Raw genomic sequence first — 18,154 nt, forward strand, 5'->3', positions numbered from 1 at the left:
CCGCTGACAGCACCCGCAGACCCACCAGGACCGGCACCCCACGTGATCACCTCTTCTCCCGGCCGCTCGGAGCGGCGTACGCGTACGCCCGACGCGTACCGCCTGGTGCGCACCGGCCCGCGGCAGGTGGCCCCCCCTGTTCTGGACGCCGCCCAGCAGGCGGTGGTTGATCACACCGGCGGACCGCTGCTCGTCCTGGCCGGCCCGGGCACCGGCAAGACCACCACCCTGGTCGAGGCGGCCGCCGCCCGCGTCGAGGCCGGGACCGACCCGGCCCGCATCCTGATCCTCACCTTCAGCCGGAAGGCGGCCGTCGAACTGCGCGACCGCGCCGCCCTGCGGCTCGGCGGCGCCCGCGCCCCGCAGGCCACCACCTTCCACTCCTTCTGCTACGGCCTGGTCCGCGCCCACCAGGACCACGAACTCTTCGCGGACCCGCTGCGCCTGCTGTCCGGACCGGAGCAGGACGTGATGGTCCGCACCCTGCTGGAGGGCCAGCGCCGGCTCCGCTCCATCCGCTGGCCCGAGGACCTGCGGGCCGCGCTCACCACGCGCGGCTTCGCCGACGAGGTCCGCGCCGTCCTGGCCCGCGCCCGCGAGCTGGGCCTGGGGCCCAGCGCCCTCGCCTCCTTCGCCGACCGCATCGGCCGCCCCGACTGGAAGGCGGCGGCGGCCTTCCTCTCCGAGTACCTCGACGTCCTGGACCTCCAGGGCTCGCTGGACTACGCCGAGCTGGTCCACCGCGCCGTCCTCCTGGCGGAGGAGACCCCGTCCGTCTCCTCCTCGTACGACGTGATCTACGTGGACGAGTACCAGGACACGGACGCCTCCCAGCTGCGGCTGCTGCGCGCGCTGAACGGCCCGGCGGGGACGCTGGTCGCCTTCGGCGACCCCGACCAGTCGATCTACGCCTTCCGGGGCGCCGACATCAACAACACCCTCGACTTCGAGACGTCCTTCCCCGGCGCACAGGTCCGCGCCCTGACGACGGGCCGCCGCTCGGGAGCGAACCTCCTGGCCGCCACCCGCCTGCTCACCACCCGCATGCCGCTCCCGCGCCTGCCCGCCGCCGCGGTACGGGCCCACCGCGACCTGAAGCCCGTACGGGAGGGCGGCAGCGTGGAGGTGTTCACGTACCCCACCGCCGGGGCCGAACTGGACAACATCGCCGACGTCCTGCGCCGGGCCCACCTGGAGGACGGCGTCCCCTGGCAGGACATGGCCGTCCTGGTCCGCTCGGGCGGCCGCACCCTCCCGGCGATGCGCCGCGCCCTGATCGCGGCGGGCGTCCCGGCGGAAACGGACGCCACGACCACCCCCCTCCGCCACGAACCGGCCCTCACCCCCCTCCTGACAGCCCTCCGCCTCACGGCAACGGCCGCCACCACCCCGGCCCCGCCCACCACCGCGCCGACCGCAGCCCCGGCCGGTTCCGTGCCGGGCGAGGACCCTGACGGTTCCGGGCCGGGCGCCGCGCCCGCCGACGGGTCGGCCTTCGCCGTACCGGACCTGGCCGCGACCGTGCCGGGCGAGGACCCTGACGGTTCCGGGCCGGGCGCCGCGCCCGCCGACGGGTCGGCCTCCGCCGTACCGGACCTGGCCGCGACCGTGCCGGGCGAGGACCCTGACGGTTCCGTGCCGGCCGCCGCGCCCGCCGACGGGTCGGCCTCCGCCGGACCGGACCTGGCCGGGTCCGGGTCTGCCGGGGCGGGCCTGGCCGCCCCGGGCGGGGAGGCCCCGCCGGAGGCGGGTGCCGCAGGCGCCGCCGACGTGCGCGAGCCCGCTCGCGAGTTCGGGGCGGGTGGGCGGGACCTCCTCACGGGCACCGCCACCGCCGCCGAGGCCGCCCCGGATCCGCTGACCGCCGGAGGCGAAGGGTGGGTCGGGGTCGCCGACGCCGTCGAGCTGCTCTCCTCGCCGCTCGGCGGCATGGACGCCGCAGACCTGCGCCGCCTCGGGCGGGCCCTGCGGGACGAGGAGCGGGCCGCCGGGGTCGCCGTCCCCGCGCCCTCCGACGTGCTGCTGGCCCGCGCCCTCGCCGAGCCCGAGCGGCTCACCGCGCACGACCCCGCCTACGCCCGCGGCGCGCAGCGCCTCGGCCTGCTCCTGCGCAAGACCCGCGAGCTCCTCCAGGGCGGCGGCACCGCCGAAGAAGCCCTCTGGGCCCTCTGGGACGGCACCCCCTGGCCGCAGCGCCTCGAACGCCAGGCCCGCCGCGGCGGCCCCGCCGGCCGCAACGCCGACCGGGACCTCGACGCCGTCTGCGCCCTCTTCGACAACGCCGCCCGCGCCGAGGAACGCACCGGCGGCCGAGGCGCGCTCAACTTCCTCGAACAGCTCGAGGCCGAGGACATCGCCGCCGACACCCTCACCGGCAAGACGGTCCGCTCCGACGCCGTCCGCCTCATGACCGCCCACCGCTCCAAGGGCCTGGAGTGGGGCCTCGTCGTCGTCGCCGGGGTCCAGGAAGGGCTCTGGCCCGACCTGCGCCGCCGCGGCTCCCTCCTCGAAGCCGACCGCATCGGCCGCGACGGCCTCGCCGAACCCCTCACCCCCGGAGCCCTCCTCGCGGAGGAGCGCAGGCTGTTCTACGTGGCCGCCACCCGCGCCCGCCACCGCCTCGTCGTCACCGCCGTCAAGGCCCCCGCCGAGGACGGCGACCAGCCCTCCCGCTTCCTCACCGAACTCGGCGTCACCCCCAAGGACGTCACCGGCCGCCCCCGCCGCCCCCTCGCCGTGCCGGCCCTCGTCGCCGAACTCCGCGCCACCACCGTCGACCCCGACGCCTCGCCCGCGCTGCGCGACGCCGCCGCCCGGCGCCTCGCCCGGCTCGCCGCGCTCACCGACGACGAGGACCGCCCCCTGGTCCCCGCCGCGCACCCGCAGCGCTGGTGGGGCCTGTACGAGCCCACCGCCTCCGCCGTCCCCCTCCGCGACCGCGACCGCGCGCTGAACCTCTCGCCCAGCTCCCTGGAGCAGCTCGCCAACACCTGCTCCCTCCAGTGGTTCCTCGGCCGCGAGGTCAAGGCCGACGCCCCCTCCACCGCCGCCCAGGGCTTCGGCAACGTCGTCCACGTCCTCGCCGACGAGGTCGCCTCCGGCCGAACCCCCGCCGACCTCGCCGTCCTGATGGAACGCCTCGACTCCGTCTGGGACGCCCTCGCCTTCGACGCGCCCTGGAAGTCCCGCCAGGAGAAGGACAACGCCCGCGCCGCCCTGGAACGCTTCCTGCGCTGGCACACCACCGACCGCGGCGGCCGCACCGCCGTCGCCACCGAGCACGACTTCGACGTCACCCTCGACGCCGGCGAGTACGCCGTCCGCATCCGCGGCTCCATGGACCGCGTCGAGGCCGACCCGCAGGGCCGCGCGTACGTCGTCGACTTCAAGACCGGCAAGGGCGCCCCCACCCGCGACGAGGTCGCCCGCCACCCCCAGCTCGCCGTCTACCAGCTCGCCGTCCGCGAGGGCGCCGTCGACGAGGTCTTCGACGGCCGCCGCCCCGAACCCGGCGGCGCCGAACTCGTCCAGCTGCGCCAGGGCGCCGCCAAGCGCGACGGCGGCGACGAGGTCCCGAAGATCCAGGCCCAGGAGGCGCTGTCCCCCGGCAGCTCCGGCGAGTGGGTCGGCGACCTCCTCGCCACCGCCGCGGGCCGCGTCCTGGACGAACGCTTCGCACCCGCCACCGGTGAACACTGCAAGCGCTGCTCCTTCCGCAGCTCCTGCAGCGCCCTCCCCGAGGGCCGCCAGACCGTGGAATGAGACGGCGGCCGGGAGTGTCGGCGGGGGCGGCTAGCCTTTTGAGGTGACCGCGTACGCGTCCGGGCGCGCCCCCGTCCTCGACGATCCCGAGCAGCTCAAGGAGCTCCTCGGGATCCCCTTCACGCCCGAACAGCTGGCCTGTGTCACCGCCCCGCCCGCCCCGCAGGTCATCGTCGCGGGCGCCGGCTCCGGCAAGACCACCGTGATGGCCGCCCGCGTCGTCTGGCTCGTCGGCACCGGCGCCGTCGCCCCCGAACAGGTCCTCGGCCTGACCTTCACCAACAAGGCCGCCGGCGAACTGGCCGAACGCGTACGCAAAGCCCTCGCGCGGGCCGGCATCACCGACCCCGACCCTTCCCCGGCCGACGCCGGCGCCGCCGCCGGCGCGGCGGCCGGCGGCGAGCCCCGCATCTCCACCTACCACGCCTTCGCCGGCCAGCTCCTCAAGGACCACGGCCTGCGCATCGGCCTGGAACCCAGCGCCCGCCTCCTCGCCGACGCCACCCGCTTCCAGCTCGCCGCGAAGGTGCTCCGCGAGGCCCCCGGCCCCTACCCCGCCCTCACCAAGTCCGTCCCCGACCTGGTCAGCGACCTCCTCGCGCTCGACGGGGAGCTCTCCGAGCACCTGGTCGAACCGGCGGAGCTGCGCGCGTACGACACGGAACTCCTCGGCGTCCTCGCCGGCACCCAGCTCACCAACGAGGACCTGCGCAAGGCCCCCGAGGCCGTCCGCGGCCGCCTGGAGCTGCTGGAGCTCGTCGTCCGCTACCGCGAGGCCAAGCGCTCCCGCGACCTGTTCGACTTCGGCGACCAGATAGCCCTCTCCGCGCGGCTCGCCACCACCCGCCCCGAGGTCGGCGCGCTGCTGCGCGAGGAGTTCCGCGTCGTCCTCCTCGACGAGTACCAGGACACCTCCGTCGCCCAGCGGCTCCTGCTGTCCGGCCTCTTCGGAGGGGGCACGGGACACGCCGTGACCGCCGTCGGCGACCCCTGCCAGGCCATCTACGGCTGGCGCGGCGCGTCCGTCGCCAACCTCGACGACTTCCCCGAGCACTTCCCGCACGCCGACGGCACGCCCGCGACCCGCCTCTCCCTCAGCGAGAACCGGCGCAGCGGCGGCCGCCTGCTCGACCTGGCCAACGGCCTCGCCGCCCCGCTGCGCGCCATGCACGAGGGCGTCGAGGCCCTGCGCCCCGCCCCGGGCGCGGAACGCGACGGCCTGGTGCGCTGCGCCCTGCTGGCCACGCACGCCGAGGAACTGGAGTGGCTCGGCGACTCCGTCGCGCACCTGGTGCGCACGGGGACGGAACCGGGCGAGATCGCCGTCCTGTGCCGCTCGGCCGCCGACTTCGCGAGCATCCAGGCGGTCCTCGTCGCCCGGGACGTCCCCGTGGAGGTCGTCGGCCTCTCCGGCCTCCTGCACCTGCCCGAGGTCGCCGACCTGGTCTCGGTCTGCGAAGTGCTCCAGGATCCCGGCGCCAACGCCGCCCTGGTCCGCCTCCTCATCGGCCCGCGCTGGCGGATCGGCGCCCGGGACCTGGCCCTGCTCGGGCGCCTGGCCCGGCAGCTGGTGGCCCGTCCCGGAGCCTCCGACGGCCCCGACGGGCGCCTCGCCGCCGCGGTCGAGGGCGTCGACCCGGCCGAGGTCGTCTCCCTGGCCGACGCCCTGGAAACCTTCCTGGACGGCTCGGCGGCGGCGGACCTCCCGTTCTCCCCGGCCGCCCGGGTCCGCTTCGCCCACCTGGCCCAGGAGCTCCGCGACCTGCGCCGCTCCCTCTCCGACCCGCTGATGGACGTCCTGCACCGGGTCCTGTCCACCACGGGCCTGGACGTGGAGCTCTCCGCCTCCCCGCATGCCCTCGCGGCCCGCCGCCGCGAGACCCTGTCCCACTTCCTGGACGTCGCGGCGGGCTTCGCCGCGCTCGACGGCGAGGCCACCCTGCTGGCCTTCCTGGGCTTCCTGCGCACGGCCGCCCAGTACGAGAAGGGCCTCGACCACGCCCTGCCCGGCGGGGAGAACACGGTCAAGGTCCTGACGGCGCACAAGTCCAAGGGCCTGGAGTGGGACGTGGTGGTCGTCCCCGACCTGTGCGCGGGCTCCTTCCCGAAGGAGAAGGCCCCGGAGGCCTGGACCTCGTACCCGAAGGTCCTCCCGTACGCCCTGCGCGGCGACTCCGCGACCCTCCCGGCCGGCCCGGAGTGGACCTCGGCGGGCCTGAAGTCCTTCAAGGCGGCCCTGAAGTCCCACAAGGAGACGGAGGAGCTGCGCCTCGGCTACGTCACCTTCACCCGCCCCCGCTCCCTCCTCCTCGCCTCCGGCCACTGGTGGGGCCCCACGCAGAAGCGCCGCCGGGGCCCCTCGTCCTTCCTCCAGGCCCTCCACGACCACTGCGCGGCGGGCCACGGCGAGATCGAAGCCTGGGCGGAGGCCCCGGCCCCCGACGCCGAGAACCCGGCCCTGTCTGCGGAGTCCTCCCGGGACTCCTCCTGGCCCCTGCCCCTGGACCCGGCCTCCCTCACCCTCCGCCGCGCGGCGGCGGCCCTGGTGGAGGCCCATCTGAACACCGCCCCGCAGACGCCCGCCGAGTACCTCTGGCCCCCCGACTGCGAGGACCCCTCCTACGACTACGAACCCGCCCCGCCAGCCCCCCAGCAGCCGGACGAGTCCGTCCCCGTCCCCGCCGACGGCACCGGCGCGGCCGGCGGGGGCGACGACCTGTGGGCCGGCGAAGCCGTGCCCGTCCCTGCCGAAGGCATCGATGCGCCCGGCGCGCCGGACGACCTGTGGGCGGGCGAGGCCGTTCCCGTCCCCGTCGACGGCACCGGCGCGGCCGGCGGGGGCGACGACCTGTGGGCCGGCGAAGCCGTGCCCACGGATCCGTGGGGCGAGGCACCGGACGGACGGGCCGTGCCCGCGCCCCGCGCGGGCGACGGCACGTGGGCGGGCGGAGCCGTGCCCGTGGACCCGTGGGGCGAAGCCCCGGCGGCCCGCCCCGGCGCAGCCGGGAACGGCCCGGACGGGGTCCGGGGCGGAGCCCCGGTTTCGGGAAGGGGCGGGGTGGGGGAGAACTCCCTCCCGCCGGAGCCCGCCGACCGCGCGACCCCGCACCGGCCCGCCGCCGACCCCACGGACGACCTCTGGGCCGGCGAAGCCGCCCAGCCCGCAGCCGCCGCCGGCCAGGGGCAGCCGTACCCGGCCGCCCCCGCCCCGGCCGCCCCCCGTGGCGCCGTCCCGGACGACGACCTCTGGGCCGGTGAGGCCACCCGAGCAGGAGCCCGAGCCCGAGCCCGAGCCGGAGCCCGGCAGGGGAGGCCGTACGTCCCCGGCCCGGCGCGGCAGACACCCGCCGGCACCGCCGCACCCGGAACCCGGCCCGACCAGGGCCCCCTCACCCCCGAGGAGGCCCGCACCATCGCCTCCTGGGACCGCGACCTCGACGCCCTGGAGGGCGAGCTGCTGCGCGCCCGCGCCGCCGTCCGGGACGTGGAGCTGCCCGGAGCCCTCTCCGCGAGCGAACTCCTGCGCCTCGCCGCCGACGAGCAGGCCTTCGTGCGCGACCTCGCCCGCCCCATGCCCAAGCCCCCGCAGCCCGCAGCCCGCCAGGGCACCCGCTTCCACGCCTGGGTCGAGTCCCGCTTCGACGCCCTCCCCCTGCCCCACCTCGACGTCCTCGACCCCGCCGCCGACCTCCCCGGCACCGACCAGGAGATCGCCGACAGCGCCGACCTGGAGGCCCTCAAGGCCGCCTTCGAGCGCAGCGAGTACGCCGAGCGCACCCCGTACCGGATGGAGGCGCCCGTCCAGCTCACCCTCGCCGGCCGCGTCATCCGCGGCCGGATCGACGCCGTCTACCGCAACCCCGACGGCTCGTGGGAGGTCGTCGACTGGAAGACCGGCCGCAGCACCCAGGCCGACCCCCTCCAGCTCGCCGTCTACCGCCTGGCCTGGGCGGAAGCCACCGGTACCCCCCTCGAACGGGTCGGCGCCGCCTTCCTCCACGTCCGCAGCGGCCGCGTCATCCGCCCCCGTGACCTGCCCGGACGCGAGCGTCTTGAGCGGATCCTCCGAGGCAAAACGGGCACGGACGGCGCCCGGCAGGCGGACGGCTAGGCTCGTGGCCATGAGCGAAACCCCGGACAACGTCGTCCGCACGTACATCGACACCCACCGCGCGGCCTTCCTCGACGACCTCGCCGAGTGGCTGCGCATCCCGTCCGTCTCGGCCCAGCCCGAGCACGCGGGCGACGTACGCCGCAGCGCCGAATGGCTCGCCGCGAAGCTCAAGGAGACCGGCTTCCCGGTCGCCGAGGTCTGGGAGACCGCCGCGGGCACCGGGGCCCCCGCCGTCTTCGCCCACTGGCCCGCCGCCGACCCGGCCGCCCCCACCGTCCTCGTCTACGGCCACCACGACGTCCAGCCCGCCGCCCTCGCCGACGGCTGGCACACCGAGCCCTTCGAGCCCGTCGTCAAGGACGGCCGGATGTACGGGCGCGGCGCGGCCGACGACAAGGGGCAGGTCTTCTTCCACACCCTGGGCGTGCGCGCCCACCTCGCCGCCACCGGCGCCGAGGCCCCCGCCGTGCACCTCAAGCTCCTCATCGAGGGCGAGGAGGAGTCCGGCTCCCCGAACTTCCGCGCGCTCGTCGAGGCCCGCGCCGCCGAGCTCGCCGCCGACGTCGTGATCGTCTCCGACACCGGCATGTGGTCCGAGACCACCCCCACCGTCTGCACCGGCATGCGCGGCGTCGCCGACTGCGAGATCGACTTCCACGGCCCCGACCAGGACATCCACTCGGGCGCCTTCGGCGGCGCCGTGCCCAACCCGGCCACCGTCGCCGCCCGCCTCGTCGCGGCCCTGCACGACGCGGACGAACGGGTCACCATCCCCGGCTTCTACGACGGCATCGCCGAGCTCACCGACGCCGAACGCCGGCTGATCTCCGAGCTGCCCTTCGACGAGGCCGAGTGGCTGCGCACGGCCAAGTCCCACGCCGCCGCCGGCGAGGCCGGCTACTCCACCCTGGAGCGCGTCTGGGCCCGCCCGACCGCCGAGGTCAACGGCATCGGCGGCGGCTACCAGGGCCCCGGCGGCAAGACGATCGTGCCCGCCTCCGCCCACCTGAAGCTGTCGTTCCGGCTGGTCTCGGGGCAGGACCCGTACGAGGTCGAGGCCGCCGTACGGGACTGGGTCGCGGCCCGGGTCCCGGCCGGGATCCGCCACTCCATCACCTTCGGCGCGCCCACCCGCCCCTGCCTGACCCCGCTGGACCACCCCGCCCTGCAGTCCGTCGTCCGCGCCATGGGCCGGGCCTTCGGGCAGCAGGTCCGCTTCACCCGCGAGGGCGGCTCGGGCCCGGCGGCCGACCTCCAGGACGTCCTGGACGCCCCGGTCCTGTTCCTCGGCATCTCCGTCCCGTCCGACGGCTGGCACTCCCCGAACGAGAAGGTCGAGCTGGACCTGCTCCTCAAGGGCGTCGAGACCGCCGCCCATCTGTGGGGCGACCTCGCCGAGAACTGGGCCCCGCCCGCGCCCGTCGCGGCCGCCGCCACCGCCTGACCGCACACCCACGTCCGTACGCCTGCCTTGTCCCATCCACCGGGGGAGTTGGAAGTACCTGTGAGCACGCACACCGAGCGCGCACTGTCGCTCACCGCGCCCAGCGACATAGACCGCGCCGCGCACCACCGCCTCGACGAGGCCTGGCTCGCCGCCGCCTGGAGCCACCCGACGACCCGCGTCTTCGTCGTCTCCGGCGGCCAGGTGCTGATCGACGACACCCCCGACGGCGGCACCGGCATCGTGATGACCCCGGCCTTCGAGGCCCCGGTCACCGAGACCCACCGCTACTTCCTGGGCACCGACGAGGACGGCGTACGGTACTTCGCGCTGCAGAAGGACTCGCTGCCCGGCCGCATGGACCAGTCGGCCCGCCCCGCCGGGCTCCGCGAAGCCGGGCTGCTGCTGTCCCCGCGCGACGCCGGGCTGATGGTGCACGCGGTCGCCCTGGAGAACTGGCAGCGCATGCACCGCTTCTGCTCCCGCTGCGGCGAGCGCACCGTGGTCGCGGCCGCCGGGCACATCCGCCGCTGCCCGGGCTGCGGCGCCGAGCACTACCCGCGCACCGACCCGGCGGTGATCATGCTGGTCACCGACGAGCAGGACCGTGCGCTGCTGGGCCGTCAGGTGCACTGGCCGGAGGGCCGCTTCTCCACGCTGGCCGGGTTCGTGGAGCCGGGCGAGTCGATAGAGCAGGCCGTGGTCCGCGAGGTGTGGGAGGAGGCGGGCGTGCGCATCGGCGCGGTCGAGTACGTCGCCAGCCAGCCCTGGCCCTTCCCGTCCAGCCTGATGCTGGGCTTCAACGCCCGGGCCGTCAGCTCCGAGATCACGGTCGACGGCGAGGAGATCCAGGAGGCCCGCTGGTTCTCCCGGGAGGAGCTGGCCGAGGCGTTCGAGTCCGGCGCGGTCCTCCCGCCGTCGGGGATCTCCATCGCGGCCCGCCTCGTCGAGCTCTGGTACGGCCGGCCGCTGCCCAAGCCCGCGCCGTAACGTTCGTCACACGCGCGGAAGGCCCCCGCCTGGGCGGGGGCCTTCCGCGCGTGCTCCGTGCCCGGAGGTCAGACGGCCAGGGCCTGCTTGACCTGCGCGAGGCTCGGGTTCGTCATCACGGACTCGTTGCCGGCGGAGGACTTCACGAGCACGGTCGGGACGGTCTGGTTGCCGCCGTTGGCCTGCTCCACGAACTTGGCGGACTCGGGGTCGAGCTCGATGTTGATCTCGTTGTACGCGATGCCTTCCCGGTCCAGCTGCGTCTTCAGCCGGCGGCAGTAGCCGCACCAGGTGGTGCTGTACATCGTGACCGTGCCCGTGTCCTGCATGCTCGCTCCTCTGTGAGGTCTGGGGGACCGGAGTCCCGCCCGGTCCGAGTACACGAACGTACGCCGCCCCCCGGCCATTCCCGGCCCCCGCCCGGTATGACCCATCCGACAAACCGACCGGGCCTGTGGACGGATTTCCCGCCCGCCCCACCCGACCTGGCAGCATGGCGGGGTGACAGCAGCAACGCACTCCCCCTCCTTCCCGGCCGGCCCGGGTACCGGCGCGGCCGGAGCCGACGCCGTGCTCCAGGGCCTCGACCCGGAGCAGCGCGAGGTCGCCACGACCCTGCGCGGCCCGGTGTGCGTGCTGGCCGGAGCCGGTACCGGCAAGACCCGCGCGATCACCCACCGGATCGCCTACGGGGTCCAGTCCGGGCAGCTCATGCCCGCCAGCGTGCTCGCCGTCACCTTCACCAACCGGGCCGCCGGCGAGATGCGCGGCCGGCTGCGCGCCCTGGGCGCCGGCGGGGTCCAGGCCCGTACCTTCCACTCCGCCGCCCTGCGCCAGCTCCAGTACTTCTGGCCCCGGGCCATCGGCGGTGACGTCCCCCGCCTCCTCGAACGCAAGATCCAGTTCGTGGCCGAGGCCGGAGCGCGCTGCCGCGTCCGCCTCGACCGGGGCGAGCTGCGCGACGTCACCGGCGAGATCGAATGGGCCAAGGTCACCCAGACCGTCCCCGCCGACTACCCGGCAGCCGCCCTCAAGGCGGGCCGTGAGGCCCCCCGGGACGCGGCCGAGATCGCCCAGATCTACAGCACCTACGAGCAGCTCAAGCGCGACCGGGGGATGATCGACTTCGAGGACGTGCTGCTCCTGACCGTCGGCATCCTCCAGGACCGGCACGACATCGCCGAGCAGATCCGCGCCCAGTACCAGCACTTCGTGGTGGACGAGTACCAGGACGTCAGCCCCCTCCAGCAGAGGCTGCTGGAGCTGTGGCTGGGCGAGCGCGACAACCTCTGCGTCGTCGGCGACGCCAGCCAGACCATCTACTCCTTCACCGGCGCCACCCCCGACCACCTGCTGGACTTCCGCACCCGCTACCCGCAGGCCACCGTGGTCAAGCTGGTCCGCGACTACCGCTCCACCCCCCAGGTGGTCCACCTCGCCAACGGCCTGCTCGGCCAGGCCAAGGGCCGCGCCGCGGACCACCGGCTCGAGCTGGTCTCCCAGCGCGAGCCCGGACCCGACCCGGTCTACGCCGAGTACCCCGACGAGCCCGCCGAGGCCGAGGGCGTCGCCCGCCGGGTCCGCGACCTGATCGCCGCCGGGGTCCCGGCCGGCGAGATCGCCGTGCTCTACCGCATCAACGCCCAGTCCGAGGTCTACGAGCAGGCCCTCGCCGACGCCGGCGTCCCCTACCAGTTGCGCGGCGCCGAGCGCTTCTTCGAGCGGGCCGAGGTCCAGAAGGCGGTCCTCGCCCTGCGCGGAGCCGCCCGCTCCGCCGGCAACGACCCGCTCCTCGACGACGTCGTGGAGCTGGGCTCCCAGGTCCGGGCCGTGCTCAGCTCCACCGGCTGGACCGCCGAGCCGCCCGCCGGCTCGGGCGCCGTGCGCGACCAGTGGGAGTCGCTGGCCGCGCTGGTCCGCCTCGCCGAGGACTTCGCCCGCAGCAGGCCCGGCGCCGGCCTGGCCGAGCTCACCGTCGAGCTGGAGGAGCGCAAGGCCGCACAGCACGCGCCGACCGTCCAGGGCGTCACCCTCGCCTCGCTGCATGCCGCGAAGGGCCTGGAGTGGGACGCCGTGTTCCTCGTGGGCCTCACCGACGGCATGATGCCGATCACGTACGCCAAGACCGACGAGCAGGTCGAGGAGGAGCGCCGGCTCCTCTACGTCGGGGTCACCCGGGCGCGGCTGCACCTGGCGCTCTCCTGGGCCCTCTCGCGGGCTCCGGGGGGCCGGGCCTCCCGACGCCCCAGCCGCTTCCTGAACGGCCTGCGGCCTGGCTCCGCGGCCCCCGCGGCGCGGGCGGGAGCCCAGGGCGAGCGCGGGGCCCGCAGACGCGGCAGCCGCGGGCCGGTGCTGTGCCGGGTCTGCGGCCGGACCCTGACGGAGGCCGGGGACATCAAACTGATGCGCTGCGGGGACTGCCCCTCGGACATGGACGAGGGCCTCTACGAGCGGCTGCGCGAGTGGCGGGCCGGCCAGTCGAAGCTCCAGGGACTGCCCGCCTACTGCGTCTTCACGGACAAGACGCTGATGGCCATCGCGGAGGCCGCGCCCACCGAGCCGGGCGAGCTCTCGATGATCTCTGGAGTCGGCGGCCGCAAGCTCGACCGCTACGGGGCGGACGTCCTCGCCATCTGCGCAGGCCAGGAGCCTGCGGGTGAGGATCCTGACGACGCGTAGAAACTCGTCGGAAAAATAGTTTGCACATGCCCAGCCAATCCCCATAGGTTCTTAGCAACGGAAACGGTGGCTTCTCCGAAGCCCCGGATCCGTGCTGTACTTATCCGAATACGCATGGGACAGGCCCCCGGGCCGGATCCCCGAGACGCCGAGAGGAGGCGAGACCAGTGACCAGCTTCATGACCTTCACCAAAATGACCGATCGCTCGGTTGCCGCTTCCTGCCTGCTCGGTTCCGTCTCCCTCCGGGGCACCGGTCTGTCCGCGATTTCCGCCGACAAGCCCGCCCTGCTGGCGACCCTTCCGGTCAGCGAGCGCATTGAACGACCGACCAAGGCACTGGTGGCAGTAGCGGGAGCCCAGCAGGCGCATGGCGCCTATGACTTCGCGGCCGCAGCCGGTGCCGGATCCCAGACGCAGACGACGCAGCAGCAGAACCACCTGATGTGGGCCTTCCGTGGGCTCGAACCCTGGAGTGATCCAGCCTGATCGCATGATCAGGCCGGCGCCTTCAGGGCCGCGGAACCCCACCCGGGATCCGCGGCCCTTCTGTTTGTCCCCGAACGGGGACGACGGAGCGAAGGGGCCTCGGGACTGGCAGGACCAGGTAACAGCCGCCACCCGGCCGACCGGCCGGAACGACTAACCGAACAAGACGAGGAAGAGACAACCGTGCAACTCGAAGCGCACGCCCCGTCCGCACCGCAGACCCAAACGATCTCCCCGCCCGCAGTCCCGGAGGACCCCGCCTTGACCCCCCTCACCGCGCTCACCGCGCTCGACGACGCCATCGAGAACCTCGGCGTCCCCGTACCGTGCCGGACCTTCGACCCCGAGGTCTTCTTCGCCGAGTCCCCGGCGGACGTCGAGTACGCCAAGTCCCTCTGCGGCACCTGCCCGCTGGTCGAGGCCTGCCTCGCCGGCGCCAAGGAGCGCCGCGAGCCCTGGGGCGTCTGGGGCGGAGAGCTCTTCGTCCAGGGCGTGGTCGTGGCCCGCAAGCGGCCCCGTGGCCGCCCGCGCAAGAACCCGGTTGCTGCGGCATGACCGCCACCGGAACCATCGACCGCCCCCTGACGCACGACCCCTTGAAGCAGGCCCCCATGTCCCCCCACACCAACACCAGCGAGCAGCCGCACGGCTCCGCCACCGCAGACTTCATCACCACCGGCGCGATCACCTCGCGTCAGAACAGGACCCGCGAAATGCAACTCATCCCAGAAGCCCTGGCCCGTGCGCATATGGACGACCGGCTGCGCGAGGTGGACGCCCAGCGTCACGCCGTGCGCCTGGTCGCCGCCCGGCGCATGCAGCGCAAGGCCGAGCGCGTCTCGCTGCGCGCCCGGCGCGCGCTGGCCATGGCCGTCATGCACTGACGGCCCCGCACGGAGCCGGAACCCGGCCCCACACCAGTGCGGCGTGAACCCCGCCGTCGCCGGCCCCACCGGGCCGGCGACGGTACCTCCGGAGGGACCGGTCCGAACGGACCGGTCCCTCCGGTGCGTTGCGGAGCCGGGTACGGCACCCCGGGGATATCGTCTGGTGGTGGACCAGCCGACTCCCCACCCCGCCAAGCCGGGACCCGAGGACCAGTCCGTCGTCTGCGCGCGCTGCGGCGCCCGCTCCCCGAACGGTGCCCCGCCCACCTGGACCTGTTCGGTGGAGAACGGGACCAGACAGTACTTCTGCGTCGACTGCGCGCGCGCCAACCTCCGCGCGATCGAAGGCCGCCTCGACTCCTCCTGGTGGTGACCCGCAGGCTCAGCCCTCGGACGCGAACCCGGGCAGCCAGGCGTCGAGTTCGTCGCGCAGCCGCACCGTCGCACCCAGCTGGCACAGCACCCCGATGGTGCTCAGCGTCACCCGGTGGATCAGCAGGTAGGACGGCGGCAGGTTGATCTGCCGTCCCAACTGGTGGGCGGGGGAGCGGGGATCGGCGATCCGCGTGGCCTGCCCGCGCAGCCACGACCGGGTGAAGGTGAACGCGTCGGCCTCGGCCGGCTCGATGATCGGCTTGAGGTAGTCGAGCACCGCGTCCGGGTCGAGTTCGATGGACTCCTTCACGAACCCCTCGGCGCACAGGTGCCCGTAGACCCCCTCGGCGTCCCCCTCCAGGGTCATCCGCAGCGACCGGCCGATCGGCTTGGGCCAGCCGCCGGGCAGCCGGTCCACCGTGCCGAAGTCCAGCACGCCCAGCCGCATCCGGCCGTCCGCCCCGGCCATGAGCCGGAAGTTCCCCGGGTGCGGATCGGCGTGCAGCAGCCCGGTGCGCGCGGGACCGGAGAAGAGGAACCGGGTCAGCAGCTGGCCGGCGCGGTCACGCTCCTCCTGCGTGCCGTCGGCTATGACCTCCGACAGCGGGGTGCCCTCCAGCCACTCGGTCACCAGCACCTGGTCGCCCTGGTGCACCACGTCCGGGACGACCACGTCCTCGTCCCCGCCGAAGGCGTCGGCGTGGGTGCGCTGCGCCTCGGCCTCCAGCTCGTAGTCCAGCTCCTCGGTGACCCGGTCGCGCAGCTCGGTGATCAGCGGCTTGACGTCCATGCCCGGGATCAGCGGACCCAGCAGCCCGGCGAACCGGCCCAGCTGCTTGAGGTCCGACAGCAGCGCCTCCCCGGCCCCCGGGTACTGGACCTTGACCGCCACCTGCCGCCCGTCGTGCCACACGGCCCGGTGCACCTGCCCGATCGAGGCGGCCGCGGCCGGCTTGTCCTCGAACTCCTCGAACAGCTCGCGCCAGTCCTCGCCGAGCCGCTCCGCCAGCACCTGGTGAACCCGCGCCGCCGGCAGCGCAGGAGCCGCCTCCTGAAGCTTGGTCAGCGCCGCCCGGTAGGGCCCGACGACCTCCTCGGGAAGCGCCGACTCGAACACCGAGAGGGCCTGCCCGAACTTCATGGCACCCCCCTTGAGCTCACCGAGCGTGCGGAACAGCTGCTCGGCGGTGCGCTGCTGGAGCTCACGGGCCACGATCTCGGCGGACTTCCCGCCGATCCGCTTGCCCAGCCCCCACGTGGCCCGCCCCGCGATACCGAGCGGCAGCGCGGCCAGCTTGACCGTACGGGTGACCGCCTTCCGGGGAAGATCAGACATACGCCCCTCCAGTTCCCAGACTGCTGTGCCGCGAGCGGCGGTTCGGAGCGCGCCTCGGCCCCCAACGCATCCTGCCATGGCCGTCCCACCCACCGGACTGGGGCACCCGCCCCGGATCCGGCGGGAGTCAGGCCGCTCACGAGAGCACCGCCCCGGACTCCGGAGCCGGCACGGCCGCCCCGCACGGGCAGTCCGGATGGGGGGTCAGCCCCGAGCGCTCCCAGTGCAGCGCCGGCAGGGCGGCCTCCCAGCGGGAGCCGGTGGAGGCCGGCAGGCGTCCGTCGAGGAAGGCCAGGGTGTGGGCCGCGGCCAGGCCGGCCACCGCCGTGGAGAGCCCCAGGTCGCAGGCGGCCCGGTCCCGGCGCCGGTGAGCCGACCGCCACTGGACCAGCATCCGCGGCCAGGCCGGGTCCCGGTCGACGCGCTCGCGCTCCATGCACCCGGCGCAGGCCGTCACCCCCGGCAGCACCAGCGGCCCGACCAGCCCCGTCCCCTCCAGCACCCCCGCGTACAGGTGCGGGGTGCCCGTCGCCACCCAGTCGGCGGCCGTCGCCGGATCGGGCGCCCACGCCTGGAGGCCGTCCCGGGGCGCGACCACCACCAGCGCGATCTCCGGCCCCGGCCCCTCGGGGTCGCCCTCCCGCGGGGCCCGCCCCGGGGCCGACTCCCGCACGAGGGCCCGCGCCGCCTCGGCCCGCAGCCGGCCCACGCTCCCCGGGCCCAGCCCGCCCGGTGCCACATCGGCCGGCTCCACCCGGCCCCCGTCCAGCACCTCGACCCGGCCCACCCCGGCTCCCGCCAGCACGGCGGCGACCAGCGCCCCCACCCGGCCGCTCCCGCGCACCCGGACCCGTATGGCCCGGCGGGCCGCGACGCCCCGTAAGTCACCCCCGGGCTCCGGGTGCACCAGGGACAGCGAGCCCAGATCGGGGCCGAGCCGCTCCAGCGCCTCCGGGCGGCTCCGCACGGCCTGGGCGCGGGGCCCTCCCGCCGTGGCGTCGTCGAGCAGTCCGGCCCCCGCGAGCCGCCGGACCAGCCCGTCCGCCTGACCCTCCGGCAGCCCCATCCCGCGGGCCTCCGCCCGCAGCAGCTCCATGCCGCGCGTCCCGTCGATCCGGTCGATCAGGGATCCGGTGGCCGTGTCCACCGGGCCGAGCACCACTGCATGCGCCGGGGTCACCCCGAACTGCACCGTCTGCAGGTCCCGCCATGCCCGTGCCAGCGCGGGCTTCACCTTCGGATACATCGCCGCCTCCTCGTTTCCCCGTACCGTCCGCGGCCGCTTCCCCGGCCTCCTCCGTCACGATGCCCGCCCGTCGCAAGGAGTGCGGAGACTTGTCCACAGGCAAGGGGTATTAGGCATATGGGATGAATGGAAGGGGCGTTCTCGGAGGGGGCCGAGCAGGGATCCCGAGGGATCTCGTTCGAAGCGCGGACGTGCGGGACTTCCGCCGCGGCGACCGGGTACCGTCGAGGCGTGTCCGCCGACCCATCCCCGCACGCCGTCGAAGTACGCCGGAGCGCGCGCCGCCGCAGGACCGTCTCCGCCTACCGCGAGGGTGACCGGACGGTCGTGCTGATCCCTGCCCGGATGTCCGAGGCGGAGGAGCGGCGCTGGGTGGGCGTCATGCTCGACAAGCTCGCCGCCCAGGAGAGCAAACGCACCCTCGGCGACACGGAACTCACCGAACGCGCCGCGCGTTTGTCCGAGCAGTACCTCAGCGGCCGCGCCCGTCCCCGTTCGGTCCGCTGGGTCACCAACCAGAACACCCGCTGGGGTTCCTGCACCCCCGCCGAAGGCAGCATCCGGCTCTCCCACCGGCTCCAGGGGATGCCGGAGTACGTGGTCGACTACGTGCTCCTGCACGAGCTGGCGCACCTGCTCGTCCCCGGCCACGGCCCCCGCTTCTGGGAGCTGCTGGAGGCCTACCCGAGGACCGAGCGGGCCCGTGGCTTCCTCGAGGGAGTGGTCGCGGCGGAGCGGCTGCCCAGGATTCCGGCCGCCCGCGAGGAATGAACGCCCCGCGCCGGGCGCGATATGTACCGGGTCGGTACCGGCTTGCCCGGATGTCGCCGGGA

At 74.9% G+C, this 18,154-nt stretch carries 13 protein-coding genes; 10 read left to right on the plus strand and 3 right to left on the minus strand.

The features are described 5' to 3' along the window. Nucleotides 1–42: 42 nt before the first annotated feature. Genes BX286_RS24305 through nudC form a run of 4 tightly spaced genes read left to right on the plus strand, consistent with a single transcriptional unit; the run spans nucleotide 43 to nucleotide 10,310 of the window. Complete coding sequence (locus tag BX286_RS24305) at nucleotides 43–3,762, plus strand: ATP-dependent DNA helicase (protein ID WP_398898803.1); 3,720 nt, start codon at nucleotides 43–45, stop codon at nucleotides 3,760–3,762. Between the two features lie 43 nt (nucleotides 3,763–3,805). After that, the gene (locus BX286_RS24310; protein ID WP_121016306.1) at nucleotides 3,806–7,873 is read left to right on the plus strand and encodes an ATP-dependent DNA helicase; all 4,068 of its coding nucleotides are present in this window, start codon (nucleotides 3,806–3,808) and stop codon (nucleotides 7,871–7,873) included. Between the two features lie 10 nt (nucleotides 7,874–7,883). After that, complete coding sequence (locus tag BX286_RS24315) at nucleotides 7,884–9,320, plus strand: dipeptidase (protein WP_079429667.1); 1,437 nt, start codon at nucleotides 7,884–7,886, stop codon at nucleotides 9,318–9,320. 48 nt (nucleotides 9,321–9,368) lie between these two features. Next, nucleotides 9,369–10,310: an NAD(+) diphosphatase gene (gene nudC / locus BX286_RS24320; protein ID WP_079429668.1), complete on the plus strand. Its 942-nt coding sequence runs from the start codon at nucleotides 9,369–9,371 to the stop codon at nucleotides 10,308–10,310. A gap of 68 nt (nucleotides 10,311–10,378) precedes the next feature. Here the strand turns inward: nudC and BX286_RS24325 are convergent, their stop codons facing one another. Next, on the minus strand, nucleotides 10,379–10,639 hold the full coding sequence (locus BX286_RS24325) for a mycoredoxin (protein WP_045949161.1): 261 nt from the start codon (nucleotides 10,637–10,639) through the stop codon (nucleotides 10,379–10,381). A 172-nt stretch (nucleotides 10,640–10,811) separates the two neighbouring features. On the opposite strand from BX286_RS24325, the gene BX286_RS24330 reads away from it, so the two are divergent. From BX286_RS24330 to BX286_RS24350, 5 genes are all read left to right on the plus strand, one after another. Beyond that, complete coding sequence (locus BX286_RS24330; RefSeq protein WP_187344185.1) at nucleotides 10,812–12,989, plus strand: ATP-dependent DNA helicase UvrD2; 2,178 nt, start codon at nucleotides 10,812–10,814, stop codon at nucleotides 12,987–12,989. Between the two features lie 167 nt (nucleotides 12,990–13,156). Next, entirely contained in the window at nucleotides 13,157–13,477 is a 321-nt protein-coding gene (locus BX286_RS24335; protein ID WP_100862912.1) for a hypothetical protein, read from the plus strand. Between the two features lie 183 nt (nucleotides 13,478–13,660). Then, nucleotides 13,661–14,032, plus strand: a complete 372-nt coding sequence (locus BX286_RS24340; RefSeq protein WP_045949159.1) for a WhiB family transcriptional regulator — start codon at nucleotides 13,661–13,663, stop codon at nucleotides 14,030–14,032. Beyond that, on the plus strand, nucleotides 14,029–14,361 hold the full coding sequence (locus BX286_RS24345) for a hypothetical protein (RefSeq protein WP_079429670.1): 333 nt from the start codon (nucleotides 14,029–14,031) through the stop codon (nucleotides 14,359–14,361). Before BX286_RS24340 ends, BX286_RS24345 begins: the two co-directional genes overlap by 4 nt. Before the next feature lie 166 nt (nucleotides 14,362–14,527). Then, complete coding sequence (locus tag BX286_RS24350; RefSeq protein ID WP_079429671.1) at nucleotides 14,528–14,737, plus strand: hypothetical protein; 210 nt, start codon at nucleotides 14,528–14,530, stop codon at nucleotides 14,735–14,737. Between the two features lie 9 nt (nucleotides 14,738–14,746). Here BX286_RS24350 and BX286_RS24355 read toward each other — a convergent pair whose 3' ends face one another. Both BX286_RS24355 and BX286_RS24360 read right to left on the minus strand, forming a co-directional pair. Continuing rightward, complete coding sequence (locus BX286_RS24355) at nucleotides 14,747–16,075, minus strand: AarF/ABC1/UbiB kinase family protein (protein WP_079429672.1); 1,329 nt, start codon at nucleotides 16,073–16,075, stop codon at nucleotides 14,747–14,749. Between the two features lie 136 nt (nucleotides 16,076–16,211). Then, on the minus strand, nucleotides 16,212–17,321 hold the full coding sequence (locus tag BX286_RS24360; protein ID WP_079429673.1) for a ThiF family adenylyltransferase: 1,110 nt from the start codon (nucleotides 17,319–17,321) through the stop codon (nucleotides 16,212–16,214). Nucleotides 17,322–17,447: 126 nt separating this feature from the next. Here BX286_RS24360 and BX286_RS24365 point away from each other — a divergent pair, with 126 nt between their 5' ends. Beyond that, a complete protein-coding gene (locus tag BX286_RS24365) occupies nucleotides 17,448–18,092 on the plus strand; it encodes a M48 family metallopeptidase (protein ID WP_260337994.1) in 645 nt (214 codons plus the stop codon). The last annotated feature ends 62 nt before the right edge of the window (nucleotides 18,093–18,154 follow it).

The sequence above is a fragment of the Streptomyces sp. 3211.6 genome (assembly GCF_003634815.1).
Classification (GTDB): domain Bacteria; phylum Actinomycetota; class Actinomycetes; order Streptomycetales; family Streptomycetaceae; genus Streptomyces; species Streptomyces katrae_A.